Below are 22876 nucleotides of genomic sequence, written 5' to 3'. Positions count from 1 at the left end.
ATGTGCCGAGGGGAGGGACTACGGAGTCGCCAGGCCCGCCTCGAACTGCGCGAGGGCGTCCGCGAGCAGGTCCGGCACGGCCACCGGCGGATCGGTGCGCAGGTGGTGGGCGACGGCGGTGTTGGTCGCGGCCATCACGGCGGACGCGACGAGGTGCGGGTGGAGGTCGCGTCGGAGGTCGGCGCCGGTGCGGTCGGCGACGGCCGCGGCGATCTCCGCCTCCGCGATCGCCCCGGCCCGCAGCATCTCGCCCTGCAGGGCCGGTTCGGCCATCAGCACGCGCACGCCCGCGGTCCACTTCGCCACGTCGGACACCGGGTCGGCGGTCGACGGGGCGTCAGGCGCGAACTGCCGCAGCGCCGCCCGGGTGACCGCCTCCCACAGCGGCTCGTCGGGCTGCTCGCGCAGCGCCTCCGCGACCCGCAGGCAGCGGTCCAGGTGGCGGGCGGCGATCGCCTCGCCCTTGCTGGAGAAGTAGTTGTTGAACGTCCGCGGCGAGACGCCGGCGGCCTCGGCGATGTCCTCGACCCGGACGTGCTCGAACCCCCGCTCCACGGCCAGCCGGATCGCCGCCCAGCTGAGCGCGGCGCGCGTCTCGGCCTTCTTCCGCTCTCGCAACCCCATGGCTCGACAGTAGCAAAACTTGCGGGGCGCGCAAAGATGCGTGCCCCGCAAGTTTTATCAGGCCGGTTCGGACCCCTTCACCGCACGGCGCTCAGGTGGGCGAAGACCACGGTGTTCGCCTGGTAGCCGGTGTGCGGGCTGTACTGGCCGCCGCAGGTGATGAGGCGCAGCTCGGGTCGGCCGTCGCTGCGGTAGACCTCGTTGTCGGGGAAGGCGTCCTTGGGATAGCTGCGGACGTCGTCGACGGTGAAGACCGCCGTGGCGCGGTCCTCGCGGGTGATCTCGACGTCCAGGCCCTTGCGCAGCAAGCCGAGCCGATAGAAGACGGCCGGTCCGGCCCGGTTGTCGACGTGTCCGACCACGACCGCGGTGCCGGCCGCGCCCGGGGCGGTGCCGTCCTGGTACCACCCGGCGAGGTTGCGCGCGGTGGCCGGCGGGCTGGCGAGCCGGCCCCCCTCGTCGAGGTGCAGGCCCGTGAAGGGGGCGTCCACCTTGAGCGACGGGATGCGGATGCGGCGCGGCGGCGACGCGGCGAGCGGGGCGTGCGGGCTGGCGGTCGGGGCCGCCGGAGCGGCCGGCGTGCCGTCGGCGCGCGGCGGGTCGGCCGGGTGGGACGTGGTCAGGCCGTCGTCCACCAGCCAGGCTCCGCAGAGGATGGCGGCGGCCACCGTGGCGGCCGCCGCCCGGATCCGGCGGGGTCGCCGATCAGCGCGCATCGGTGTTGCGGTGACGGCGGTAAGTCCGCACGCCGAACCACAGAGCGCCGACCCCCAGCAGGCCGCCGATCGCGATCTCCGTGGGGCTCACCTCGTCGACGGACCCGCCCGCACCGGCCTCGACCCCGCCGTGCGGAGCCGGCGCCAGGGACGACGGCGGCCCGGAGCGCGTCGGCGACGGGGAGGTCGACGCCGACGGGCTCGAGTGCTGGCTCGGCGAGGCGCTCGCGGACGAGCTCGGCGAGGCACTGGCGGACGGGCTGGGCGAGGGGCTCGGCGAGGTGCAGTCGACGGTGAAGACCTTGTGCTTGGCCTCGCCCTGCTCCCCGGCGAACGTCCAGTCCAGCTTGTAGTGCCCGCTGGGCAGGCTGTAGTTGGCGGTGTGCCCGACCCCCGTGGTCAGCACGATGCTGCCCGACTGGACGAGCGCGGTGCCGGTGGGCGGCTGCTGGCTGATCTGCCAGCTCACCAGCTGGATGGTGTCGAAGTTGAAGGCGTCCAGGTAGAACTGACACACCTTCGGGTCGTCGCGCTGGTTGTCCACCGCGGTGGTCGAGTCGTGGATCTTCACGTCGCCGTTGTCGCCGGGCGCCGCACTGGCGGGCCCGGCCAGGGCGAGCGGGGCCACCGCCAGGGCGGCGGCACACGCAAGGACCGAGCCCTTGCTGACGCGTCGGCGGGTGGACGAGGCGATGGACATACGGGGCTCCCAGTGGCGACGGCACAACCGGTCAGACGGGTTGCGGCCATCGTCACTCGCCCGGGCCGCCGTCGCCGGACGCGCGGCCCGGGCGGGCCCCACTTTCACCGCTTCGGCCCACCACCGCCGGGTTCTGACGAACCCTCAGCATCCAGCCGGGTCAGCGCGGGGCGAGCCCCGCGAGGATCAGGTCGACGACGGCGTCGAGGTCGGCGTCGTTGCCCGGCAGGGTCCAGTCGGCGGAGTGCGCCGGGTGGTGGAAGCGGGCCGTGGCCTGGAAGACCGCGCGGCCCGCGGTGGCCGGGTCGGCGGCGGTGAGCTCGCCCGCCGCGACGCCCGCCGCGATGATCCGGGTGAGCTGCCCGGCCAGCTCGTCCTCGTGCGCGGTGACGATGCCGGTCTGGTCGCCGACCAGCTGCCGGAACGTGTGGTGCAGCTCCGGGTCGTCGGCGGCGTAGCGGCGCTTGGTCGCGTTGAGTGCGCGGACCCACCGACGCAGCCGCTCGGGGGCCGGGACCGACGCGTCGTCCGCGATCGCGGCCATCGGCACCGAGGTGCGCAGCAGCCAGCGTTCGGCGACCGCCTCGCGCAGTGCGGCCTTGGTGGCGAAGTGCCGGTAGACGGTGCCGTGGCTGACGCCGAGCGCGCGGGCGACGTCCACCACGGTCGCCTTCGCGGGGCCGTAGCGTCGCAGGACGTCCTCGGCGGTGTCGAGGACGCGCTCGGCGGTCAGCTGTTCGGTCATGGCCCCGAGGTTATCGTTCACCGTCTCGTCGTTCGCTGTCGAGCATGCGCATCTGGGCCGGGTCGTAGCGCTCGCCGATCGCGGCGTCCGCGGGGACCGCCGCCTCGATGGCGGCGAGGTCGGCCGGGGTGAGCGATACGTCGAGGGCGCCGAGCGCCTCGGTGAGGCGGTCGCGGCGGCGTGCGCCGATCAGCGGGACGAGGCCGTCGCCGCGGCCGAGCACCCAGGCGATGGCGAGTTGGGCGACCGTCACGCCCTTCTCCGCCGCGATCTTCCGCAGCGCCTCGACGAGGGCGAGGTTGTGGTCGAGGGCGTCGCCGCTGAACCGCGGCAGGTGGGAGCGGAAGTCGCCGGCCGTGGCCTGCGGCTTCCAGTGCCCGCTGATCAGGCCGCGTGACAGCACGCCGTAGGCGGTGACGGCGACGCCCAGCTCGTTCGCGGTGGGCAGGATGTCCTGCTCGATGCCGCGCGAGATCAGCGAGTACTCGATCTGGACGTCGGTGATCGGGTGGACGGCGTGGGCGCGGCGCAGCGTCTGCGCGCCGACCTCGGACAGGCCGATGTGGCGGATCCAGCCCTTGTCGACCAGCTCGGCGAGGGTGCCGACGACGTCCTCGATCGGGAACTCGGGGCTGATCCGGGCGGGCCGGTAGACGTCGATGTGGTCCACGCCGAGCCGCTGCAGGCTGTACGCCACGAAGTTCTTGATCGCGGCGGGGCGCAGGTCGACGCCGTGGAAACCGCCGTCCGCGTCGCGCAGCGCACCGAACTTGACGCTGATGACCGCCCGGTCGCGGTCACGGCCGCGCAGCGCCTCCTGGAGCAGCATCTCGTTGTGCCCCATGCCGTAGAAGTCGCCGGTGTCGAGCAGCGTCACGCCTTGGTCGAGGGCGGCGTGCACGGTGGCGATGCTCTCGGCCCGGTCGGACGGGCCGTACATGCCGGACATCCCCATGAGTCCCAGGCCCAGCCGTGAGACGGACGGACCGGCGGTGCCGAGCTTCGTGTTCTCCATGGCTCCACCGTACGACAATGGACTGACAGATTTCAATATCTGTCAGTCCATCTCTCCTCGAGACCTTCCCGCACGGGCCCCTCCCCTGACCGGGCCGGAGGCGGACATTGCTCACATAATGGTCCGTATGGCTGACAAGACGAGCAGTTCGGGGCGTCCGCCGACGGTCAACGTCCGCGGCCGCGACGTCCGCATCCGCACCATCGCGTTCGCCGTGCTCGCGGTGCTGGCGATCTGGTTCATCGCCGTCAACACCGCCTCGGTGCAGATCCGCCTCTGGATCCCGACCGTCACCCTCCCGCTCTGGCTGGTCCTGCTGGTCACGCTCCTGGTGGGCATGGCCCTGGGCTGGCTGCTCGCCCGCCGCCGCGCCAAGGGCTGACCGCGCCGGCAGCCCGCCGGCCCGGGAACGGGAAGGGGCGCAAGCCCACCGCCGAGGAGAGGACGCCAGGATGTTCGAGGAACGACGGGCCCGTCGACAGGCCAACGACGCGTTCGAGCACGGCGAGGGCGTGACCCGCTACCGGATGCGGCAGAAGGTGCTCGCGATCGGTGACGACTTCTGGATCGACGACGACTCCGGTGACCACGTGTACAAGGTCGACGGCAAGGCGCTGCGGATGCGCAAGACCTTCGCCATCAAGGACCGCACGGGCCACAAGGTCGCCACCGTGCAGAGCCGCCCGCTGCGGATCAAGGACTCGATGGAGATCGAGGACGCCGACGGCCATCGCGTCGCCATGGTGAAGAAGGCCCTGGTCGGCCCGGTCCGCGACCGCTGGCGGATCCAGCAGGAGGACGGCCCGGAGCTGCGGTGCCACGGCAACGTGCTGGACCACGAGTACACGATCGAGCGCGACGGCATCAAGGTCGCCGAGGTCTCGAAGAAGTGGTTCCGGGTCCGCGACACCTACGGCATCGACGTCGGCCCCGACACCGACCACGCGACCGTGCTGGCCGCCGCGATCGCCATCGACACCATGTCCCACCCGGGCGACTGACGGCCGGCCGACGCGGCGGACCGGTCAGCGGTCCGTCAGCGCTCCGGTCAGCGGTCCGCCGCGAGCAGGCCCCGGTCGGCGAGCACCGGGAGCAGGCCCTCGCCGACCCGGTAGGCCTCCTCCAGGTGGGGCACCCCGGACAGGATGAACTCGTCGACGCCCAGCCGGTGGTACTCCTCGATCCGGTCGGCGACCTCCTGGTGGCTGCCCACCAGCGCGGTGCCCGCGCCGCCGCGCACCAGGCCGAAGCCGGCCCACAGGTTCGGGTACACCTCCAGCCGGTCGGCCGACCCGCCGTGTAGTTCCCGCATCCGCCGCTGACCTTCCGACTCGCTGCGGGCGAGGGCGAGTTGGGTCTCGCGGATGCGGTCCGGGCCCATGCCCGCGAGCAGCCGGTCGGCCTCGGCCCAGGCCTCGGCGGAGGTGTCCCGGGTGATGGTGTGCAGCCGGACGCCGAACCGGGGGGTGCGCCCGTGCGCGGCCGCCAGCGACCGGATCCGCTCGTTCTTCGCCGCCACCTGCGCGGGTGGCTCCCCCCAGGTGAGGTACACGTCGGCGTGCCGGGCGGCGACCTGCTCCGCCGCCGCCGACGAACCGCCGAAGTACACCGGCGGCACCGGGTCCGGCAGCCGGGTCAGCCGGGCGCCCGCCACCCGCAGGTGCGGGCCCTCGTGGTCGACCCGCTCGCCGCGCCACAGCCGCCCGGTCACCGACAGGAACTCCCCCGCGCGCGCGTACCGCCCGTCCTTGTCGAGGAAGTCGCCGTACGCCCGCTGCTCCTGCGACTCGCCGCCGGTCACCACGTTCAGCGCCAGCCGGCCGCCGGACAGGTTCTGGTAGGTCGCCGCCATCTGGGCCGCCAGGGTCGGCGAGACCAGGCCGGGCCGGAACGCCACCAGGAAGGTCAGCCGTTCGGTCTGGCCGGTGAGCATCGCGGTGGTCAGCCAGGCGTCCTCGCACCACGGCCCGGTCGGGGTCAACACCCCGGTGAAGCCGAGCTGTTCGGCCGCCCGGGCGATCTGGCCCAGGTAGCCGAGGGACGGCGGCCGGTCCGAGCCGGACGCCCCCGGCGTGGAGCCGTGGCCCCCGCCGACCACCTGGCGGCTGTCGCCGGTGGTCGGCAGGAACCAGTGCACGGTCAGCGCCACGTGCCCTCCCCCGAGGACGGTGCGAACCCGCCGAACCCGCCGTCGTGGTGCAGCAGCGGATCCCCGCCCGGCGCGTCCGCGGCGACCACCTCGCCCACCACCAGCAGGTGGTCGCCGACCTGGTGCAGCCCCACCCGACGGGCCGTCAGCCACGCGGCGGCGCCGTCCAGCAGCGGCGTGCCGTGCGGTCCGGTGCTCCACGGCACCCCGGCGAACCGGTCGGTGCCGCTGCGGGCGAACGCCCGGGCCAGCTCCTCCTGCTCGCGGCGCAGCACGTGCACGGTGAACGCCTCGGCCGCACGCACGGCCGGCGCCGTGGACGCCCCCTCGGCGAGGTAGAAGGAGACCAGCGCGGGCTCCAGGCTCACCGAGGTGAACGAGGTGGCGGTGAACCCGGCCGGTCCGGGCACGGTGATCACCACCACCCCGGACGCGTGCCGGCGCAGGGTGCGGCGCAGCAGGTCGGCGGGCGTCGCGGTGGACGGTCGTTCGTCGAGCGTCGTCATGATCGCGGTCCTTTCCGGGGACGGACGGGGACGGTGGGGACGGGGTGCGGACGGGTGTCAGACGGGCGCCGCGGCCGGGTCGGGGGTGAGCGGGGTGAGCAGGTGGGGCGGGGCGGGCGGCCGGTCGAGGCCGGCCCGCAGCTGCTCCAGCCACAGCACGGTGCGGGCGGCGACGCTGCGGTGGGCGGCGTCGTTGAACACGTCGTGGCGACCGTCGGCCACCACCACCGCGTCCACGAACGGCAGCCGCACCGCGAGTTCCCGCAGCGCGCCGACCGGCGCGACCGGGTCGGCCAGCCCGTGGAACGCCAGCACCGGGACCGCCGGACGGCTCTCCGCCGCCGCGGCGGCCAGCGCGGCGGGCACCGGGTCGAGCAGCGCGCCGGGCCGGAAGGCGGGATCGGCGGCCAGCAGCCCGCGGTGGACGGGGCACGCGGTCCGCGCGGACAGCTCGTCCCCCGTCCAGTCGGACGCTCCGCCTCCCGGCAGCCCGCCCAGCAACAGCCCGTCCGGGCGGACCGCCTCGGCGAGCACCAGCGCGAGCAGCGCCCCGAGATCGGACCCCGCCAGCACCACCGGCCCCCCACCCGCCTGCTCGGCCCGGGCCCGCGCGAACACGGCGGCCGCGCGCCCGGACGCAACGCCTGCCGGGACCGGGACATGACGGTCCGTCGGCGCCGGGCTCCGGGACGCTCCGGGTCGGTGAGCGCGCGCCGCATACGCGGAGCCGGGGCCGGAATCGGAACCGTCCCCGTGGCCCACGCCGGAGCCGGAGTTCTGACGGTCCGTCGGCTCCGTGCCCGACGGGGCGTCGTGGCGCGGGTCCGCCGGGGACGGCCCTGCGGTGGCGGGGACGAGCAGGCGGTAGCCGTCGAAGGCCAGCCGTCGGCCGAACCGGGCGTACACGCCCGGGTGTTCGCCTCGGCCGGGGAGCAGGACCACGGTGCCCCGGACGGCCGTGCCGGGGGCGGGCTCCCAGTGGCCGTCCGGCACCGCCGCCGGGCCGGGCCCGGCGGCGGTGGGAGCGGGCGCGGTCATCGGGCGCCGGCCGTGGCCGGGACGGCGGCGGTCGCGGCGGCGTCCCGGCGGGCGACCTCCTGGCGGACCAGCGGCAGCAGTTCGCGGCCGTAGTCGATCGCGTCGTCCAGCGGGTCGTAGCCGCGGATCAGCAGCGTGGTGGCGCCGATGTCCACGTAGTCCAGCAGGGCCTGCGCCACCGTCTCCGGGGATCCCACCAGCGCGGTGGAGTTCCCGGCGGCGCCGGTGGCCTTCGCGGTGGCCGTCCACAGCGCCCGGTCGTGCCGGTCGCCCTTGGCGGCGGCGGCGAGCAGCCGCTGCGAGCCGACGTTCTGCGGCGCCGCGCCGGGGCCGACCGGCAGCACCGCCCGCAGGCCGCCGAACGCGTCGCCGCGCCGCTCGATGGTGCCCAGGATGCCCCGGGCCCGCTCCCACGCCTCCTCGTCGGTGCGGCCCAGGATCGGCCGGAAGGAGACGCTGATGCCCGGCACGTCCTCGCGTCCGGCGGCCGCGGCGGCGGCCCGCACCCGGTCGATCTGCTCGGCGGTCTCGGCGAGCGGCTCGCCCCACAGCGCGAAGGTGTCGGCGTGCTTGCCGCCCACCCGGTAGGCGGCCTCGGAGGACCCGCCGAAGTACAGCGGGATGCGCGGTTGCTGCACCGGCCGCACCTCGGAGTGGAAGTCGGCGAGCCGGTAGTGGGAGCCCTCGTGGTCGAACGGCGCGTCCTCGGTCCAGGCCTTCTTCACCACCGTCAGGTAGTCGTCGGTGCGGGCGTAGCGCTCGTCCTTGGTCAGGTAGTCGCCGTCGCGGCGCTGCTCGGCGTCGTGGCCGCCGGTGATGATGTGCACCGCGACCCGGCCGCCGGAGAACTGGTCGAGGGTGGCGAAGGTGCGGGCCGCGACGGTCGGGGCGAGGAAGCCGGGGCGGTGCGCCACCAGCAGGCCCAGCCGCTCGGTGTGCGCGGCGGCGAACGCCGCGACCTGGTTGGGGTCCGGGCTGGCCGAGGACTGGGCGATCAGGATCCGGTCGAAGCCGGCCTGCTCGTGCGCCTGGGCGAACCGGCGGGTGTAGTCGACGTCCACCACCGGGCCGGCGGCCGGGCGGGTCTCGGAGACGTCGTGGGTGGAGATCATGCCGACGAACTCGACGGGCATGGCAGTGGTCCTCTCGGTTGATGCGGTTCGGGGGAAGGGAAGTTGGTGGCCGGTCAGACCGGGCGGCTCCGGCCGAGGGCGGTGCGGTCCGCGGCGAGCAGCACCGAGTCGTCCTGCGGGGTGTGGACGCGGGCGCACAGCACGTCGCGCAGGTGGCGCTCCAGCGGGTGACGGCGGGTCAGGCCGTGGTTGCCGACCAGGGCCACCGCCTGCTGGACGGTGTCGATCGCGGCCCGGGTGCCGAGGACCTTCGCGCCGCCCGCCTGCTCGGCGGCGCCGGGCTCGCCCGCGTCGACGGCCGCGGCGAGCACGTCGACCAGCCGGTTCGCTCCGGCCAGCGCGACCTCGATCTCGCCGACGGCGCTATGGAAGCGGGGCAGCGAGGCCAGCGGCGCGCCGAGCGCGCTCGGGGTCCGCTCGTGCAGGAAGCCGAGCAGCCAGTCCCGGGCGGCGCCCGCGACGCCCAGGTACAGCGCGGCCAGGCCGAGGCTGTTCCAGGCGCCGCCGACGGGGTCGCGCCCGCCGTCCGCGCCGGGGCGGGACAGTCCGGCGACCCGGTCGCCCGGGACGGGGACGGCCTCGAACCGGACGTCGTCGCTGCGCGAGGCGCGCAGGCCCAGGTGGTCCCAGACCGGGTCGACGGTGACGCCCGGGCTGCCGGCCCGGACCAGGAACGAGCCGACCCGGGGCCGTTCCTCGTCGGTGGCGGCCCACACCAGCAGCCAGTCCAGCAGGCACGCGCCGGTCGAGTAGATCTTGCGGCCGGTCAGCTCCCAGCCGTCGCCGCGGCGCCGGGCCGTGGTCGCGGGCAGGCCGCCGCGGACCGGGCTGCCGAGTTCGGGTTCCACCCGCAGGGCGTTCACCAGGACCGGGCGGCGCGCGGACTCGGCGAGCAGGTCGGCGAGCGGTCCGGCCGGCCAGTGCGGGGCGCGGGCCTCCGCGGCGTGGGTGAACAGCGTCATCGCGGCGATCAGCGCCACCGCCGGGTCGCCCGCGCCGAGCGCCCGCAGGATCCGCACGGTGTCCGCGAGACCGGCCCCGGGGCCGCCGTGCCGGGCGGCCACCGTCGCGGTCAACAGGCCTGCCCCGTGGACGAGTTCGAAGTCCGCGAGCGGCAGCTCGGCGTCCCGGTCGTGCGCGGCGGCGCAGGCGGCCAGGGCCGCCGTCAGCTCCGGCAGCCGGTCCAGCGCGGGGGCCGGGAACCCGGGCGGGGCGACGGGCGGGGCGAAGACGGTCATCGGGCGGCCCTCCGGGGCGGGGTGTGGGTCGGTGCGAGACGGACGGACTGACGGGCCGTCAGGTACGACGGGGCGGGACGGGCCGTCAGGACGGCAGGTGCGCACGCCAGTCGGCGGCTCGGTGGCAGGCCACGGTCCGGCCCGGGAGCGGGGTGGTGTCGGTCGGGCGGGGTGCGCAGGCGGCGTCGGCGAACGGGCAGCGGTGGGCGAAGGCGCAGGCGGAGCGGTCCGGCCGGTCGGGCGCCGGGCCGCGCAGCACGGCGAGTTCGGCGCGCCGAGCCGCACCGCCGCCGGGGGCGGAGGCCGCCAGCAGCGCCGTGTAGGGGTGCAGCGGGCGGCGCAGGACCTCGGTGGCGGGACCGCTCTCCACGATCCGTCCCCGGTAGAGCACCGCCAGCCGGTCGGCGACGCCGGCCAGTGACTCCAGGTCGTGCGAGATCAGCACCACCGCGAGGTCGAGTTCCCGGCGCAGGTCGTCGAGCAGCCGCAGCACGTGGTTGCGGTTGGACGCGTCCAGTGCGGACACCGGCTCGTCGGCGAGCAGCAGCCGTGGACGGGTGACGATCGCCCGGGCCAGCGCGACGCGTTGGCGCTGGCCGCCGGAGAGCAGTCCCGGCCGGCGGTCGGCGAGCGCGTGGTCCAGGCCCACCAGGTCGAGTGCCTCCAGCACCCGCGGCCGGCGTTCGGCGGCCCGGACGCCGGCCACCGCCAGCGGCTGGCCCACCAGCCGGAGCACCGTCAGGTCCGGGTCCAGCGAGCGCAGCGGGTCCTGGAACATGTACTGCACAGCCCCGGCCCGCCGGACCTCGCGCAGCGCCCGGCCGCGCAGCCCGGCCCGGTCCCGTCCGTCCACGGCGATCCGGCCCGCGACGACCGGCGCCAGCCCCACCACCGCCCGCGCCAGGGTGGTCTTCCCGGAGCCGGTCTCCCCGATCACCCCGAGGATCTCCCCGGCCCGCACCTCCACGTCCACCCCGTCGAGCACGGGCACGCCCCGGTCGAACTCCACTTCCAGGGACCGCACTTCTAGCAACGCAGTCATGACTCGGCACCTCCGGGACGGTTGGGCGGAACGGATCTTGGGGAGCCAGGCCCCGATCTCGCTGACGGGTCCTCACTTCGCGTGCAGACAGCGGACCTTGCGGCCGTCGGCGCGCGGGATCAGGGCGATCGGGGCGAGGCGGCAGGCCTCGGTCGCGTACGCGCAGCGGGGGGCGAAGCGGCAGCCCGGTCCGGCGGTGCCGGGGGCGGGGGGCCGGCCGGGGATGACCGGGAGGTGGCCGCGGGCGTGGCCGCCGAGTCCGGCCACGGTCAGCAGGGCCTCGGTGTAGGGGTGGGCGGGGGCGGCGACCACCTCGGCGGTGGGGCCGTCCTCGACCACCTCGCCGGCGTAGAGGACCAGCAGGCGGTCGGTGGCGTCGGCGACCACCGCCAGGTCGTGGCTGACCAGCAGCAGGCCGAGGCCGCGTTCCTCCCGGAGCCGGGCGAGCAGGTCGAGCACCTCGGCCTGGACGACGGTGTCCAGCGCGGTGGTGGCCTCGTCGGCGACCAGCAGCTCCGGGTCGCCGCTGACCGCGATGGCGATCAGCACGCGTTGCAGCATGCCGCCGGACAGCTCGTGCGGATAGCGGTCGTACACGGTCTCCGGATCGCGCAGCCCCACCGAGTCGAGCAGTTCGACGGCCCGGCGGCGGGCCTCGGCCCGGGACAGGCCACCGACCAGCCGCAACGGCTCGGCGAGTTGCCGGCCCACGGTGAGCGACGGGTTGAGGAACGACCCGGGGTCCTGGAACACGGCGCCGAGCCGGCTGCCGCGCAGCCGCTGCCAGCCGCGCCCGTCCAGGCCGCGCAGGTCGGTCCCGCCCAGCGCGAGCGTGTCGGCGTCGGCCTCGACGCCCGCGACCGGCAGGCCGAGGACGGCCCGGCAGGTCAGCGTCTTGCCGCTGCCGGACTCGCCGACCAGCCCGACGGCCTGGCCGGGGCGGACGGTGAAGGACACCTCCCGCACCGCCTCGGCCCGCCCCCGGCCGACGGTCACCCGCAGGCCCTCGACCTCCAGCACGGGACGCTCAGACCCGGACGGCGCGATGGTCATCGCGGTCCTCCTCGGACTCTCGCAACGGCGCCGGGACGACGGTGTCCGACGGGGCGTCAGGGGTGCGCTCGGCCGGTTCGGCGTCCCGCAGCGCGTCGGCCAGCAGGTTGAGCGCCCCGACGGTGAGCATGATCAGGGCGGTGGGCACGGCCGGGGCCCAGGGCTGCTGGGCGAGGAAGCCCAGGTCGCTGGCGAGCATCCCGCCCCAGGTCGGGGCGGGCGGCTGGACGCCGATGCCGAGGAAGGTCAGCGAGGCGACCGTGAGCAGCGCGGTCGCCAGCGCGTGCGCCGCCGTCACCGCGACCGTCGGCAGGACCTTGCGCCACACGTGGGTGCGCAGCACGGTCAGCCGTCCGGCGCCCATCAGTTCGGCCGCCTCCACGTACTGGGCGCGGTCCAGGCCGAGCGCCGCCGCCCGGGTGACCCGGAAGAACAGCGGGGCGAGCAGCACGCCGAGCGCCAGCATCGCCTGGTGCAGCCCGTTGCCGAGGACGCCGACCGCGGCGATGGCGAACAGCGTGAACGGCAGCGTCATCAGGGCGTCGACGGCGCGCAGCGAGACCCAGGCGAGCGGGGCGGAGAAGCGCACCGAGGCCAGGCCCGGCAGCACGCCGAGCAACAGGGCCGCGCCGACCGCCTCCGCGGCGGCGGCGACCGACAGGCCGGTGCCCGCGAGCAGCCGGCTGAGCACGTCGCGGCCCAGGTAGTCGGTGCCCAACAGGTGGGCGGCGCCCGGTCCTTGGAGCAGGTGTGCGGTGTCCTGGGCGAGCGGGTCGAGCGGGGCGAGCCGGCCGCCGAACAGCGCGAGCAGGGCGACCGCGGCGAGCACCGTCAGCGATCCGCGGACCACCGGGCGGCGCGGCGCCGGGCTCACCGCGCACCCGCCCCGGCCGGGCGCCGGCGGGCGGCGGGGTTCAGCGCCAGCAGTCCGGCGTCGACCGCCAGGTTGGCGACCAGCACCACGGCGACGGTCACCAGCAGGGTGCCCTGGATCACCGGGACGTCGTGCTGTTCGGCGGCGCGCAGCGAGAGTTGGGCGATCCCCGGCAGGTTGAAGATCCGCTCGGTGACGACCGCGCCGCCGATCAGCATCGGCACGCTCATGCCGAGCACCGTCACCGCCGGCCCGGCGGCGTTGCGCAGCACGTGACCGAACAGCACCCGGCGGCGCGACAGCCCGCGCATCGTGGCGCCGGTCGCCCAGTTCTCGCGCAGCGCGCCGACCAGCGAGGTGCGCAGCTGCCGGGCGATGCCGGCCGCCGCGTCCAGGCTCAGTGCCAGTGCGGGCAGCAGGGCGAACCGCAGCCACTGGAGCGGGTCCTGACCGAGCGGCAGGTAGCCGCCCGAGGGCAGCAGCCGCAACTGCACGGACACCAGGGTGATCAGGCCGATGGCGACCACGAACGCGGGCAGCGTGCCGAGCAGGGTGCACAGCGCGGTGACCGCCCGGTCCAGCCGGCCGCCGGGGCGCAGCGCGGCCGCGATGCCCGCGGCCGAGCCGAGCAGCACGGCGAACAGCAGCGCCAGCCCGGCGATCGACAGGTCCACCGGCAGGGCGGCGGCGATCGAGTCCCCGACCGGCAGGGTGGTGAACCAGGACCGGCCCAGGTCGCCCTGCACGGCGTGCCCCAGCCAGCTGCCGAACTGCGCCCACAGCGGCCGGTCCAGGCCGAACTCGTGGTCGAGGCGGGCGATGTCGGCGGGCGTCGCGGTCTCGCCGAGCACCGCCGCCGCCGGGTTGGCGTCGGAGACCGCGCCGAGCGCGAAGGTGAGCAGCGAGGACAGCAGGAACACCGTGGCGGCGGAGGCCAGCACCCGCCCCAGCGACCGGGGTGCCCGCGCCGCCCGGCGGACCACCCACCCGGCGGTGCGCCCGGCCGGTACGGGGAGCGCCGCGCTCATGCGACGCTCACCCCTTCGAACCGCTGCACCACCGTGAACACCGGGATCGGCGACACCGACCGCCGCCGGGCCAGCAGCCGGGGCACGCTGTACAGGAACACGTTCGGCATCGTGCGCACCGCCAGCGCGGTGGCCGCCCGCAGCACCTTCGGGTAGTCCGGCGAGTCCAGCGGGGTCCGCGACACCTGCTGCACGGCGGTCAGCAGTTCGGGCGGAGTGGTGCGGCCCGGGTTCATCAGCCCCTGCTCGCCGAACAGCACCTGGAACGCCTGGGCGGCCGAGTCGCGGCCCGCGAACTGGTCGGTGAACAGCGCCTTGGAGTGCTGCACGTAGACGATCTGGGTGGCCTGCGCCGCCGGGATCACCTCGATGTTCACCCGGATGCCGACCTGCTTCAGCTGCGCCTGCAGCTGCTCCGGGAGGCCCTGGGCGGCGGTGGTGGTCAGCGTGAGGTCGATGCCGTCCGGGTGGCCGGCCTTCGCCAGCAGGGCCCTGGCCTTGTCCGGGTCGTAGCGGAACAGGTCGTCCGACCCGGGGTCGTGGCCGACGTAACCCTGCGGGAACGGCTGGTAGTTGACCTCGCCGTGGCCGAACAGCTGGGTCTTCACCAGCGCCTCGCGGTCGATCGCGTACTTCAGCGCCTCGACCACGTCCGGGTTGTCGAACGGCGCCTTGGTGGCGTTGACGTCCAGCACCGCCACCACCAGGGACGGGATCTCCTGCACCTCCAGCCCGGCCGCCTTCGCCGCCTCCACCTGGCTGCCGGGGATCTGCGCCACGTCGAACTGCCCGGACTGCAGGCCGCTGACCACGGTGGCGGCGTCCGGCAGCGGGTAGACCTCGAAGTTCTCCAGCTTGATCGCCCCGGCGTCCCAGTAGTGCGGGTTGCGGCGCAGCACGGCCTTGCTGTTCTGGACGTACGAGACCAGGCTGAACGGGCCCGCCCCGGCCGGCTTGGAGGCCAGCCCCGCGGCGTCCGACTCGAACGCCTTCGGGTTCACCACCAGCCCGGTCTTGCCGGCCAGCAGGTTCGGCAACTGGTAGTCGGGTGCGGCGAGTTCGAGCACCACCGTGGCGGCGTCCGGGGCCAGCACCCGGGCGACCTGGGTCAGTTGCGGGGCGACCAGCGACTTCGGCTCGGTGCGGCCGCGGTCCAGGCTCTTCTTCACCGCGGCGGCGTCCAGCGGCGAGCCGTCCTCGAAGACCAGCCCCGGCCGCAGGGTGAACGTCAGCTTCGTGCCGTCGGCGCTGTACGTCCAGCCCGTGGCGAGCGCGGGAACCGCCTTGCCCGCCTCGTCGAGCTTGGTGAGTCCGGCGTACACCAGGGACAGCGCGTGCACGTCCCAGCCCGCCGAGGAGAACACCGGGTCCCAGGAAGTGGGCAGCGCCCAGCCCCACTTGAGGGTGCCGGCGGCGCCGGCCGCACCGGTCTGCGCGACCGTGGCGCCGCCGCACGCGGCGAGGGCGAGCGCGGTGCCCGCGCCGAGGCCGAGGCCGAGGAACGAACGTCTGGCGAGGGAGGAGGAGGGCAGGGCGGAGCGAGTCATGGCTGTGCGTCACCTTTCGTGGCGCGGCGGGTGCCCGGGGCGCACCGGAGTCGACGCGGACGGACCGCGGACGGCGGGAGCGGGGCACGGCGGCGCGACAGGACACCGGCAGGGGAGGAAGGTCGGCAGCCGTCGCCGCCCGGTCACGGGCGGGGCGGTGCCTTGGGGAGGAGGCCCGGAGACGGCGGCGAGAGCCAGCCGTCAGGCGCGGCGGGGAACCGCGGTCCGGGGTGCGCGGGCGGCCGTGCCGCCGGCGGAGGGGGCACTCAGAGACAGAGGTCGCTGCTGGTGCGCCGGAAGTCCACGTAGCGGCACACCACGTTGGGGTGCGTCGAAACCATGCCGCCATCCTGTCGGGCGGCAGGGCCCGGTGTCAATGGACACCAAGAGGTGTCCATTCCGCGGCCGGCTGCCGATCCGCCCCGGAGGGCGGTTGCGGACGCCGACTCGCCATCGCCGCACCGGAACTGACGGAGCATCGGAAGCCGGGGGCCGGGTCCAGGAGAGTGCGGAGCGTCTCAGGATGCGGCGAGCACGGGCGACACCGCGGCCTCCTCCGGCGACAGGTGCAGCGGGCTGCCCCCGGTGGCGACCGTCACCGCGCCGGGCGGCGGGCCGCCGGGAACCTCCGGCGCCGTCAGGCTCCCGTAGCGGTGCAGCAGTTCGGCCGGGTCCGGCCCGCCGGGCGGCGACTGCGCCGGGGGCAGCGCCGGGCAGACCGCCCGGGCCGCCGCCAGGTACTCCGCCAGCGGGCGCCAGCCCGGCACCACCCGGCACCCCGCCGGGCCGCGGAACAGCAGCGTGGGCAGGGCGTAGCGGTGCCCGTCCTCGAGTTCCTTCGCTCCGCCCGGATGCGGGCCCGGTCCGCGCAGGCCCAGCACCTCCGGCCGCGGCGCCCGGGTCTCGGCGCGGTCGCGCGCCACGCGCTCCCGCACCGCGGTCGAGGCCGCGGCGACGGCCAGCCGCTCCGGGTCCAGGCCGGGCACCCCGCGCACCGCCGCCGCGATCCGCTCCGGGGTGTCGGCGGGCTCGCCGCGGACGAACGCCGACTCGCGCAGCCGCCGCAGGACCCGCTCGGCCACCTCCGCGCCCTGCTCCTCCGCCGCCGCGGCGGCCAGCGAGGCGGGCCGGCTGCTCGCCGCCACCCAGCGCAGCCGCTCCGGCCGCGGCGCGCCCGTGTGCCCGGACACCCGGGCCACGAACTCCCCGTACCAGGCGGCCTCCGCGGCCGGGTCCGGGGCCGGCTCCTCGTCGTCGTCGAACAGGATGCCGAACACCCGCCGGTGCGCGGCGGCCCCGCCCAGCGCCCGGCGCAGCGCCCGCAGCGTCGGCTCCGAACCCCAGGCCCACGGGCAGAACGGGTCGGTGAACTCCACCACGTCCAGCGCGGCCCCGCCGCTCACACCGCCTCCGCGACCGGTCGGCCCGCCGGACGTCCGGACCGGCGCACCAGCGCGGCCACGGTGGTGCCCGCCAGCACCTGCGCGGCCCGTTCCTCGACCTCGCGCCAGATCCCGGGCAGCGCGTCCGCCGGCCCCGGGTAGGCGAGCCCCGCCAGCGGTTCGCCGCGCAGCGTGATGAGCTCGCCGTCGACGGCGCGGACCACGTCGAGCAGGGTGATCTCCGCGGCCGGGCGGCCCAGCCAGTAGCCGCCCTCGCAGCCGCGCTGGCTGCGGACCAGGCCGGCCCGGCGGAGGTCGCCGACGACGGACTTCAGGAACCGGAACGGGATCTCCTGGGAGGAGGCGATCGCCTCGCAGGTGAGCGGACGCTCCGTGTCGCAGGCCAGTTCGACCAGCGCGCGGGCGGCGTAGTCCGCCTTGGCGGAAATATGCATACCCCCGAGTATCCACCGGGTCGGGCGATCATCAAGTCCCGTTCGGGGCCCGTGGTTCGGCGGCCCCGACGAAAAGACACCTCTTGACATCCTTTTCGGGCCGCGCCTAGCGTTCCTCCCGTTCCGCGTACCCCGCCGCCGTGTCCACCACCCGCCGCGGCCGCCGTGCGCCCCACCGCCGTCCACCCCGGGAGAACCCGTGTCCGCCGAACCGCACCGACCCGCCCCGGCGACCGACGGCAGCGCGCGGACCTGTGCGGGCGAGGGCTTCCACCCGCACCTGCCCGCACCGGACGCCGGCGGCCCGGACGCCGTCCCGCTCCGCGCCCGGCTGCACCACATCCGCGCCGACGCGCTCGACGGCGACACCGCGCAGAGCGGCGGCATGCGGCGCTTCGCGGCGATCAGCGGGCGCACCGTCGGCTCGGAGAAGCTCTGGATGGGCCAGACCCACGTCGCCCCCGCCACCGCCTCCTCCGACCACCACCACGGCGAGTCGGAGACCGCGATCCACGTGATCAGCGGCCACCCGGAGTTCGTCTTCCTCGACCACTCCGCCGACGGCGAACCGGTGGAGGTCAGGCTCCGCACCGGCCCCGGCGACTACATCTTCGTGCCGCCGTACGTCCCGCACCGCGAGGAGAACCCCGACCCCGCGCACGAGGCGGTGGTGGTGATCGCGCGCAGCACCCAGGAGGCGATCGTCGTCAACCTGCCGAGCCTGCACTCCGAGCCGCGCGCCGCCTCCTGACGGAACGTCACTGCGCCGGTGGGGCTTCGCCGTCCCGTCACCTGCGGTCTGCCCGCCGACGGCGACCGGCCATCTCCCGCTGGTACGGTCCTGCCGCGCGGCGCCGGACGGCGCCGCGGCGCACGTACAGGAGAGACCGCATGCCCACCACCATCCGCCGGGCCGTCATCCCCGCCGCCGGCCTCGGCTCCCGCCTGCTCCCGCTCACCAAGGCCACGCCGAAGGAGATGCTGCCGGTCGGCGACCGGCCGGTCATCGAGCACACGGTGCGCGAGCTGATCGACTCCGGGATCACCGACATCACCATCGTGGTCTCCGGCGACAAGAGCCTGATCCAGGAGCACTTCCGCCCCAACCCGGTGCTCGCCGCGCAGCTGCGCGCCGACGGCAAGACCGGCTACGCGGACGCGATCGAGGAGGTGGCGGAGCTCTCCCGCCGCGGCCACATCACCTACCTGTACCAGCACGGCCCGTACGGCAACGGCACCCCGGTGCTGAACGCCGCCCGCAACTTCGGCGACGAGCCGTTCCTGGTGCTGTGGCCGGACGACGTCTTCGTCTCCGAGGTGCCGCGCGCCCGGCAGCTGGTCAGCGCCTTCGACCAGACCAACGCGCCGGTGCTCGCCCTGATGCCGATGGACCCCTCCGAGTCGCACCGCTACGGCGTCCCGGTGGTCAAGGAGGACCTCGGCAGCGGCTCGCTGCGGATCACCGGGCTGGTCGAGAAGCCCAAGCCCGAGGACGCCCCCTCGCACTACGCGGCGATCGGCGGCTACGTGGTCACCCCCGGCGTGGTCGACGAGCTGCGCGAGCAGTACCGCCGCTTCCAGGAGAACCCGGTCGGCGAGCTGTACCTCACCGACGCGATCAACGCCTACGCCGCCCGCCGCGCCGTCTACGGCCAGGTCATCGAGGGCAACTGGTACGACACCGGCAACCCGCTCGCCTACCTCACCGCCCAGTTCGCCCACGCCCTCGCCCACCCCGAGTACGGCCCCGCCCTCCGCAAGCTCGCCCAGGGCCTCGACGAGAGCTCCGCGGCCCTCGACTGACACCGCGTCAGGTCGCGCCGCGGCCGGGGCCCGTCAGGGGGCGCCCCGGCCGACCGCGAGGGCGGCGTCAGCGGCGGTTCCGGGCGCGGACCTGCGGCGCCGGCTCGGTCGGCAGGCCCGCCAGGCGGAGCGCGGCGAGGGCGCTGCGCGAGCGGCTCTCGTCCTGAGCCGCGACGGCGGCCAGCATCGCCCGGTACAACTCGCCGTCGCCGTACACCTCGGCGGCGAACGCACCGATGTCGACGGCCGGACGCAACCGGACCACCTCGCCGACCAGGCCGAGTGCGAGACTCCGCTCCAGCGCCAGCGCCACCGCCGCCACCTCGCCGGTCGGCCGGCCGGCCACCTGCCGGAGCAGGCTGCGGACGTCCGCGGAACGGCCCGACTCCCACAACCGCACCGCCAGATCGGCCAGTTCGCCCGGCGGCGCGGACGCCCACTCCCACAGCAGCGTCTGCCCGTCCGCCGACTGACCGGCCTGCTCCAGCGCGGTCAGCAGCGCGGGCAGCGCCGCCGCCGGCACCGACCACAGCGCGTGGAACAGCACGGCGGCCTCGTCCACCTGCCCGGACCGGCGCAGCTCGGCGAGCGTGCCCGCCGCCTGCCCGGGGGCGCTGTGGGCCACCGACCGCGCCAGGTAGTCGGCCGAACCCGTCGGGCCGCCGGAGCGCAGCAGCTCGACCAGCCGCGCCACGTCCACCGGGGCCAGGGTCACGGCCGCCTGCGCGACGACGGCCGCCGACTCCTGGGCCGCGCCGCGGCGGTGGAGCTCACTCACCCGCTGGGCGAGCGCGCCGAGTTCACCCGGCGAGCGCAGCGGGACCGCCTGCACGGTCGGTGCGGGGGCGGACGGTTCCGCGCGCGGCGGGCCCGGCGGGTGGGCGGGGGCGTCGGAGTGCTGCGGCTCCGGCGACGCGGGCCGGACGCCGCCGAACCGGGCGCCGCGCAAGGGCTGGGCTCCGAGCGGGGGGAGGACGGGCGCGGCCTCGTCCTGGTACACGGTGCCGAAACGGGCGCCGGTGGGACGGGAGCGGGCGGGCTTGGCGGGTCGGCCGGCGGCTGCGGGGGCTGCCTGCGGCTCGGGTCCGGCCGTCGGCGTCGCCGGGGGCCGGTGGTCGGCCTCGGTGCCGCGGCGACCGGCGAAGCCGCCCTCGGACAGCAGCCGGTCCTCCAGCGCGAGCAGCCGGTCGCTCAGTTCCAGGCACCGCACGCCCAGGCCCTCGCGCAGGGTCTGCGCCTGGGTGAGCTGCCGGAGCAGCTCCTGGTCGGGTGGCGGTGCGAACTGGGCGTAGCCGTGGCCCTGGTGAGCGGAACCCTGGCCGTGCCCGTCGTGGACGTTCGACCGGGCGGTGCGGATGGCCTCCGTCAGCCGGCGCTCGCGTTGCGCGGCGAACTGCCGGGCCCGCAGCAGTTCGTCCAGTTCCGTGCGGAGTGACTGGACCTCGGCCGCGGACGGCCCCGGTTCCTGCATCGCCATCGAGTCCCGACCCTGACCTCTCTGGCGAACGGCTCCCGACTGCCCCCCGCCATGGACTGGAGGACATCCTGTCGCCGCCATACGGCGGTCACGTTACGGGCGTGAGTCCGGAGCTTTTCGGAGCACGCCCTCGATTCGCCTCCGCCGTAAGGGTGTTGGCGCATCGACACCGGAGGTCGCGGGGGAGCTCGTCGGCGGCGTCAGGTCGGGTGGACCAGTCGGCTCTCGTAGGCGAAGACCACGGCCTGGATCCGGTCGCGGAGTTCGAGCTTCTGCAGGATCCGGCCCAGGTGGGACTTCACGGTCGCCTCCGCGAGGCGGAGAGTGGCGGCGATCTCGCTGTTGGACAGGCCGCGGCCCACCTCGACGAGCACCTCGCGTTCGCGGGCACTGAGCCGGCCCAGCCGCTCGTCGCCGCGCGCGGTGCGGCCGTCGGGCAGGTGCGGGCGGAGGTTCTCCAGCAGGCGCCGGGTGATCCGCGGGGAGACCACCGCGTCGCCCGCGGCGACGCTGCGGATCGCCGTGAGGAGCTCCTCGGGCCTGGTGTTCTTCAGCAGGAAGCCCGAGGCTCCGGCACCCAGTCCGGCGAAGGCGTACTCGTCCAGGTCGAAGGTGGTGAGGATCAGCACGCGGCTCCGCGGGCAGCTCCTGACGATCTGCCGGGTCGCCTCGATCCCGTCGGTCCCGGGCATCCGGACGTCCATCAGGACCACGTCGGGGCGGAGCTCCCGGGCGAGGCGGACGGCCTGGGCGCCGTCCGCGGCCTCGCCGACCGGCGCCATGTCGGGCTGTGCCTCCAGGACCGTGCCGAAGGCCATCCGCAGCAGCGCTTCGTCGTCGGCGATCAGGATGCGGATCGTCATGCGGACGCCGCTCCGCTGCTGCCGAGGACGAGGCGGGTGCGGACTCCCCAGCCGCCGCCCGGCAGCGGTCCGGCCTCCAGGGTCCCCCCGTAGGCGGCCGAGCGCTCGCGCATGCCGGGGATGCCGTGCCCGGACGGGGCGTTGGCGGCGGCGGGGCGGGGCGGGCGGGGGCCGCTGTCGGTGACGTCGACGGTGACGGTCTCGGTCGAGCAGTCGATCCGCACCCTGGCGCGGGTGCCGGCGGGGGTGTGCTTGAGGGTGTTGGTCAGGGCTTCCTGCACCAGGCGGTAGACGGTGAGTTGCGCGGTGGCGGGGACGTGGGTGTGACCGCCGTGGACCTCCAGCCGGGTCGGCAGTCCGGCGGCGCTCATCTGCTCGGCGAGGGTGCCCAGTTGGGCGATGCCGGGCAGCGGGTGGCGCTCCGCGTCCGGTTCGTCGGTCCGCAGGATGCCCAGCGAGCGCCGCATGTCGGTCAGGGCCTGGCGGCCCGTCTCGGAGATCTGGCGCATCGCGGCGGTGCTCTTCTCCGGCGCGCGGTGCTGCGCGTAGACGGCGGCGTCGGTGAGCGCGACCATGACGGACAGGTTGTGGGTGACGATGTCGTGCATCTCCCGGGCGATCCGCGTCCGTTCCTCGGCGACGGCCAGTCGCGCCCGCTGCTCCCGTTCCTGCGCCAGGCGGGCGGCCCGCTCCTCCAGCGCCGCGAGGTAGGCGCGCGTGGTCCGCACGTTCACGCCGAGGACGGCGGCGGCGACGACCGTCGCCGTGACCGCGACGAAGGGGGTCAGGAAGGCGCCCTCCGGCGCCCAGCGCAGGCAGGCCAGCAGGGCCCCGGCCTCCACGACGGCGCCGGCGACCAGCGCGCCGCGCCGCCCGGCCTGCGCGGCCGCGGTGTACAGCGCCACCAACAGAGCGATGTCCGACGGTAGTTGAACGTCCACCAGCCACTGGACGAAGGCCGCGGCCGCCACCACGCCGAACACCGCGAGCGGGGCCCGCCGCCGCCACACCAGGGGCAGCGCGAGGGCGGCGGTCAACGCCACCGCCACCGGCAACTCCCGCGCCGGGTACGTGGTCAGGGCGTGGACGAGCAGCAGCACCGGCAGCAGCGAGTCCCCCACCACGGACGGCAGCCGGAGTCCCCGGCGCCCGGCGGCGGCCTCGGTCATCACACGCGTCCCTGTCCATCCGGCGTCATGGCGGCCCTGCCACGGTGGGGCCTGTCGTCGAATCCCCGTCCGCCCCACGGAGGCCGGCACGCACGCCCGCCACCACGCCGGGGGTTCGACGACCAACCCTAGGCCGCAGGCCCCGCGGAGCACATGAGTCCACCGTCGGAGGTCGCCCCGCCGAGGTACGACCGCAGGAGGAGTCCCGGCACCTCCCGGGGTCGCAAAGCGCCCGTGCATCCGGCGGGCCGGAGTGCGACTCCGGTGGCACCCGACCCGCCACGGCGGGCGACCCCGGTGGCACCCGGCGGCGACCCGG

The 22876-nt window shown here is 75.6% G+C and carries 24 protein-coding genes; 4 read left to right on the top strand and 20 right to left on the bottom strand.

What is annotated here, in order from left to right:
* Nucleotides 1-18: 18 nt before the first annotated feature.
* From AB0K51_RS20225 to AB0K51_RS20205, 5 genes are all read right to left on the bottom strand, one after another.
* The gene (locus tag AB0K51_RS20225) at nucleotides 19-624 is read right to left on the bottom strand and encodes a TetR family transcriptional regulator (RefSeq protein ID WP_363457123.1); all 606 of its coding nucleotides are present in this window, start codon (nucleotides 622-624) and stop codon (nucleotides 19-21) included.
* A 77-nt stretch (nucleotides 625-701) separates the two neighbouring features.
* Nucleotides 702-1340: a class F sortase gene (locus AB0K51_RS20220; protein WP_363457121.1), complete on the bottom strand. Its 639-nt coding sequence runs from the start codon at nucleotides 1338-1340 to the stop codon at nucleotides 702-704.
* Entirely contained in the window at nucleotides 1330-2040 is a 711-nt protein-coding gene (locus AB0K51_RS20215) for a hypothetical protein (protein ID WP_363457118.1), read from the bottom strand. Before AB0K51_RS20215 ends, AB0K51_RS20220 begins: the two co-directional genes overlap by 11 nt.
* 160 nt (nucleotides 2041-2200) lie before the next feature.
* Entirely contained in the window at nucleotides 2201-2785 is a 585-nt protein-coding gene (locus AB0K51_RS20210; RefSeq protein WP_363457115.1) for a TetR family transcriptional regulator, read from the bottom strand.
* 10 nt (nucleotides 2786-2795) lie between these two features.
* Nucleotides 2796-3800 (bottom strand): aldo/keto reductase, encoded by a 1005-nt coding sequence (locus AB0K51_RS20205; protein WP_363457112.1) that lies wholly within the window; start codon nucleotides 3798-3800, stop codon nucleotides 2796-2798.
* 127 nt (nucleotides 3801-3927) lie between these two features.
* On the opposite strand from AB0K51_RS20205, the gene AB0K51_RS20200 reads away from it, so the two are divergent.
* Nucleotides 3928-4182 carry a lipopolysaccharide assembly protein LapA domain-containing protein gene (locus tag AB0K51_RS20200; RefSeq protein ID WP_363457109.1) on the top strand — a complete coding sequence of 85 codons (255 nt, stop codon included), beginning with the start codon at nucleotides 3928-3930 and terminating at the stop codon, nucleotides 4180-4182.
* A 70-nt stretch (nucleotides 4183-4252) separates the two neighbouring features.
* The gene (locus AB0K51_RS20195) at nucleotides 4253-4801 is read left to right on the top strand and encodes an LURP-one-related family protein (protein ID WP_363457107.1); all 549 of its coding nucleotides are present in this window, start codon (nucleotides 4253-4255) and stop codon (nucleotides 4799-4801) included.
* Between the two features lie 47 nt (nucleotides 4802-4848).
* Here AB0K51_RS20195 and AB0K51_RS20190 read toward each other — a convergent pair whose 3' ends face one another.
* From AB0K51_RS20190 to AB0K51_RS20135, 12 genes are all read right to left on the bottom strand, one after another.
* Entirely contained in the window at nucleotides 4849-5949 is a 1101-nt protein-coding gene (locus AB0K51_RS20190) for an LLM class flavin-dependent oxidoreductase (protein WP_363457105.1), read from the bottom strand.
* The gene (locus AB0K51_RS20185) at nucleotides 5940-6455 is read right to left on the bottom strand and encodes a flavin reductase family protein (protein ID WP_363457102.1); all 516 of its coding nucleotides are present in this window, start codon (nucleotides 6453-6455) and stop codon (nucleotides 5940-5942) included. Before AB0K51_RS20185 ends, AB0K51_RS20190 begins: the two co-directional genes overlap by 10 nt.
* Nucleotides 6456-6512: 57 nt before the next feature.
* The gene (locus AB0K51_RS20180; RefSeq protein WP_363457099.1) at nucleotides 6513-7493 is read right to left on the bottom strand and encodes a hypothetical protein; all 981 of its coding nucleotides are present in this window, start codon (nucleotides 7491-7493) and stop codon (nucleotides 6513-6515) included.
* Complete coding sequence (locus AB0K51_RS20175; protein WP_363457096.1) at nucleotides 7490-8626, bottom strand: LLM class flavin-dependent oxidoreductase; 1137 nt, start codon at nucleotides 8624-8626, stop codon at nucleotides 7490-7492. The genes AB0K51_RS20180 and AB0K51_RS20175 overlap by 4 nt, the downstream gene beginning before the upstream one ends.
* Nucleotides 8627-8679: 53 nt before the next feature.
* Entirely contained in the window at nucleotides 8680-9864 is a 1185-nt protein-coding gene (locus AB0K51_RS20170) for an acyl-CoA dehydrogenase family protein (RefSeq protein ID WP_363457093.1), read from the bottom strand.
* 85 nt (nucleotides 9865-9949) lie between these two features.
* Nucleotides 9950-10906, bottom strand: coding sequence for an ABC transporter ATP-binding protein (locus AB0K51_RS20165; RefSeq protein ID WP_363457090.1), 957 nt, complete (start codon nucleotides 10904-10906; stop codon nucleotides 9950-9952).
* A 72-nt stretch (nucleotides 10907-10978) separates the two neighbouring features.
* Nucleotides 10979-11959: an ABC transporter ATP-binding protein gene (locus tag AB0K51_RS20160; RefSeq protein ID WP_363457087.1), complete on the bottom strand. Its 981-nt coding sequence runs from the start codon at nucleotides 11957-11959 to the stop codon at nucleotides 10979-10981.
* Entirely contained in the window at nucleotides 11934-12833 is a 900-nt protein-coding gene (locus AB0K51_RS20155; protein ID WP_363457084.1) for an ABC transporter permease, read from the bottom strand. The genes AB0K51_RS20160 and AB0K51_RS20155 overlap by 26 nt, the downstream gene beginning before the upstream one ends.
* The gene (locus AB0K51_RS20150; protein ID WP_363457081.1) at nucleotides 12830-13861 is read right to left on the bottom strand and encodes an ABC transporter permease; all 1032 of its coding nucleotides are present in this window, start codon (nucleotides 13859-13861) and stop codon (nucleotides 12830-12832) included. The genes AB0K51_RS20155 and AB0K51_RS20150 overlap by 4 nt, the downstream gene beginning before the upstream one ends.
* Nucleotides 13858-15408: an ABC transporter substrate-binding protein gene (locus AB0K51_RS20145; protein WP_363457078.1), complete on the bottom strand. Its 1551-nt coding sequence runs from the start codon at nucleotides 15406-15408 to the stop codon at nucleotides 13858-13860. The genes AB0K51_RS20150 and AB0K51_RS20145 overlap by 4 nt, the downstream gene beginning before the upstream one ends.
* A gap of 518 nt (nucleotides 15409-15926) precedes the next feature.
* A complete protein-coding gene (locus tag AB0K51_RS20140; RefSeq protein ID WP_363457075.1) occupies nucleotides 15927-16811 on the bottom strand; it encodes a hypothetical protein in 885 nt (294 codons plus the stop codon).
* Nucleotides 16808-17245 carry an Rrf2 family transcriptional regulator gene (locus AB0K51_RS20135; protein WP_363457072.1) on the bottom strand — a complete coding sequence of 146 codons (438 nt, stop codon included), beginning with the start codon at nucleotides 17243-17245 and terminating at the stop codon, nucleotides 16808-16810. The genes AB0K51_RS20140 and AB0K51_RS20135 overlap by 4 nt, the downstream gene beginning before the upstream one ends.
* Nucleotides 17246-17444: 199 nt before the next feature.
* Here AB0K51_RS20135 and AB0K51_RS20130 point away from each other — a divergent pair, with 199 nt between their 5' ends.
* Both AB0K51_RS20130 and AB0K51_RS20125 read left to right on the top strand, forming a co-directional pair.
* Complete coding sequence (locus AB0K51_RS20130; RefSeq protein ID WP_363457069.1) at nucleotides 17445-17996, top strand: cupin domain-containing protein; 552 nt, start codon at nucleotides 17445-17447, stop codon at nucleotides 17994-17996.
* A gap of 140 nt (nucleotides 17997-18136) precedes the next feature.
* A complete protein-coding gene (locus tag AB0K51_RS20125; RefSeq protein ID WP_363457067.1) occupies nucleotides 18137-19048 on the top strand; it encodes a UTP--glucose-1-phosphate uridylyltransferase in 912 nt (303 codons plus the stop codon).
* Between the two features lie 67 nt (nucleotides 19049-19115).
* Here AB0K51_RS20125 and AB0K51_RS20120 read toward each other — a convergent pair whose 3' ends face one another.
* The 3 genes from AB0K51_RS20120 to AB0K51_RS20110 all read right to left on the bottom strand — a co-directional run bounded on the left by AB0K51_RS20120 (nucleotide 19116) and on the right by AB0K51_RS20110 (nucleotide 22557).
* Nucleotides 19116-20525, bottom strand: a complete 1410-nt coding sequence (locus tag AB0K51_RS20120; RefSeq protein WP_363457064.1) for a hypothetical protein — start codon at nucleotides 20523-20525, stop codon at nucleotides 19116-19118.
* A 200-nt stretch (nucleotides 20526-20725) separates the two neighbouring features.
* Nucleotides 20726-21388 (bottom strand): response regulator transcription factor, encoded by a 663-nt coding sequence (locus AB0K51_RS20115; protein ID WP_363457061.1) that lies wholly within the window; start codon nucleotides 21386-21388, stop codon nucleotides 20726-20728.
* Complete coding sequence (locus AB0K51_RS20110; protein WP_363457058.1) at nucleotides 21385-22557, bottom strand: histidine kinase; 1173 nt, start codon at nucleotides 22555-22557, stop codon at nucleotides 21385-21387. Before AB0K51_RS20110 ends, AB0K51_RS20115 begins: the two co-directional genes overlap by 4 nt.
* Nucleotides 22558-22876 lie beyond the last annotated feature (319 nt).

Source organism: Kitasatospora sp. NPDC049285, from assembly GCF_040678815.1.
Taxonomy (GTDB): domain Bacteria; phylum Actinomycetota; class Actinomycetes; order Streptomycetales; family Streptomycetaceae; genus Kitasatospora.
The sequence above is the reverse complement of the archived record's forward strand: the minus strand, read 5'-3'. Positions and strand labels throughout refer to the sequence as shown.

What these genes read in the sequence shown, in the direction of transcription:
- AB0K51_RS20125 (WP_363457067.1), top strand. Translation starts at nt 18,137, where the DNA reads ATGCCCACCACCATCCGCCGGGCCGTCATCCCCGCCGCCGGCCTCGGC.
- AB0K51_RS20160 (WP_363457087.1), bottom strand. Translation starts at nt 11,959, where the DNA reads ATGACCATCGCGCCGTCCGGGTCTGAGCGTCCCGTGCTGGAGGTCGAG.
- AB0K51_RS20225 (WP_363457123.1), bottom strand. Translation starts at nt 624, where the DNA reads ATGGGGTTGCGAGAGCGGAAGAAGGCCGAGACGCGCGCCGCGCTCAGC.
- AB0K51_RS20195 (WP_363457107.1), top strand. Translation starts at nt 4,253, where the DNA reads ATGTTCGAGGAACGACGGGCCCGTCGACAGGCCAACGACGCGTTCGAG.
- AB0K51_RS20110 (WP_363457058.1), bottom strand. Translation starts at nt 22,557, where the DNA reads ATGACCGAGGCCGCCGCCGGGCGCCGGGGACTCCGGCTGCCGTCCGTG.
- AB0K51_RS20165 (WP_363457090.1), bottom strand. Translation starts at nt 10,906, where the DNA reads ATGACTGCGTTGCTAGAAGTGCGGTCCCTGGAAGTGGAGTTCGACCGG.
- AB0K51_RS20170 (WP_363457093.1), bottom strand. Translation starts at nt 9,864, where the DNA reads ATGACCGTCTTCGCCCCGCCCGTCGCCCCGCCCGGGTTCCCGGCCCCC.
- AB0K51_RS20150 (WP_363457081.1), bottom strand. Translation starts at nt 13,861, where the DNA reads ATGAGCGCGGCGCTCCCCGTACCGGCCGGGCGCACCGCCGGGTGGGTG.
- AB0K51_RS20185 (WP_363457102.1), bottom strand. Translation starts at nt 6,455, where the DNA reads ATGACGACGCTCGACGAACGACCGTCCACCGCGACGCCCGCCGACCTG.
- AB0K51_RS20145 (WP_363457078.1), bottom strand. Translation starts at nt 15,408, where the DNA reads ATGACTCGCTCCGCCCTGCCCTCCTCCTCCCTCGCCAGACGTTCGTTC.
- AB0K51_RS20215 (WP_363457118.1), bottom strand. Translation starts at nt 2,040, where the DNA reads ATGTCCATCGCCTCGTCCACCCGCCGACGCGTCAGCAAGGGCTCGGTC.
- AB0K51_RS20220 (WP_363457121.1), bottom strand. Translation starts at nt 1,340, where the DNA reads ATGCGCGCTGATCGGCGACCCCGCCGGATCCGGGCGGCGGCCGCCACG.
- AB0K51_RS20205 (WP_363457112.1), bottom strand. Translation starts at nt 3,800, where the DNA reads ATGGAGAACACGAAGCTCGGCACCGCCGGTCCGTCCGTCTCACGGCTG.
- AB0K51_RS20210 (WP_363457115.1), bottom strand. Translation starts at nt 2,785, where the DNA reads ATGACCGAACAGCTGACCGCCGAGCGCGTCCTCGACACCGCCGAGGAC.
- AB0K51_RS20120 (WP_363457064.1), bottom strand. Translation starts at nt 20,525, where the DNA reads ATGGCGATGCAGGAACCGGGGCCGTCCGCGGCCGAGGTCCAGTCACTC.
- AB0K51_RS20135 (WP_363457072.1), bottom strand. Translation starts at nt 17,245, where the DNA reads ATGCATATTTCCGCCAAGGCGGACTACGCCGCCCGCGCGCTGGTCGAA.
- AB0K51_RS20115 (WP_363457061.1), bottom strand. Translation starts at nt 21,388, where the DNA reads ATGACGATCCGCATCCTGATCGCCGACGACGAAGCGCTGCTGCGGATG.
- AB0K51_RS20200 (WP_363457109.1), top strand. Translation starts at nt 3,928, where the DNA reads ATGGCTGACAAGACGAGCAGTTCGGGGCGTCCGCCGACGGTCAACGTC.
- AB0K51_RS20175 (WP_363457096.1), bottom strand. Translation starts at nt 8,626, where the DNA reads ATGCCCGTCGAGTTCGTCGGCATGATCTCCACCCACGACGTCTCCGAG.
- AB0K51_RS20180 (WP_363457099.1), bottom strand. Translation starts at nt 7,493, where the DNA reads ATGACCGCGCCCGCTCCCACCGCCGCCGGGCCCGGCCCGGCGGCGGTG.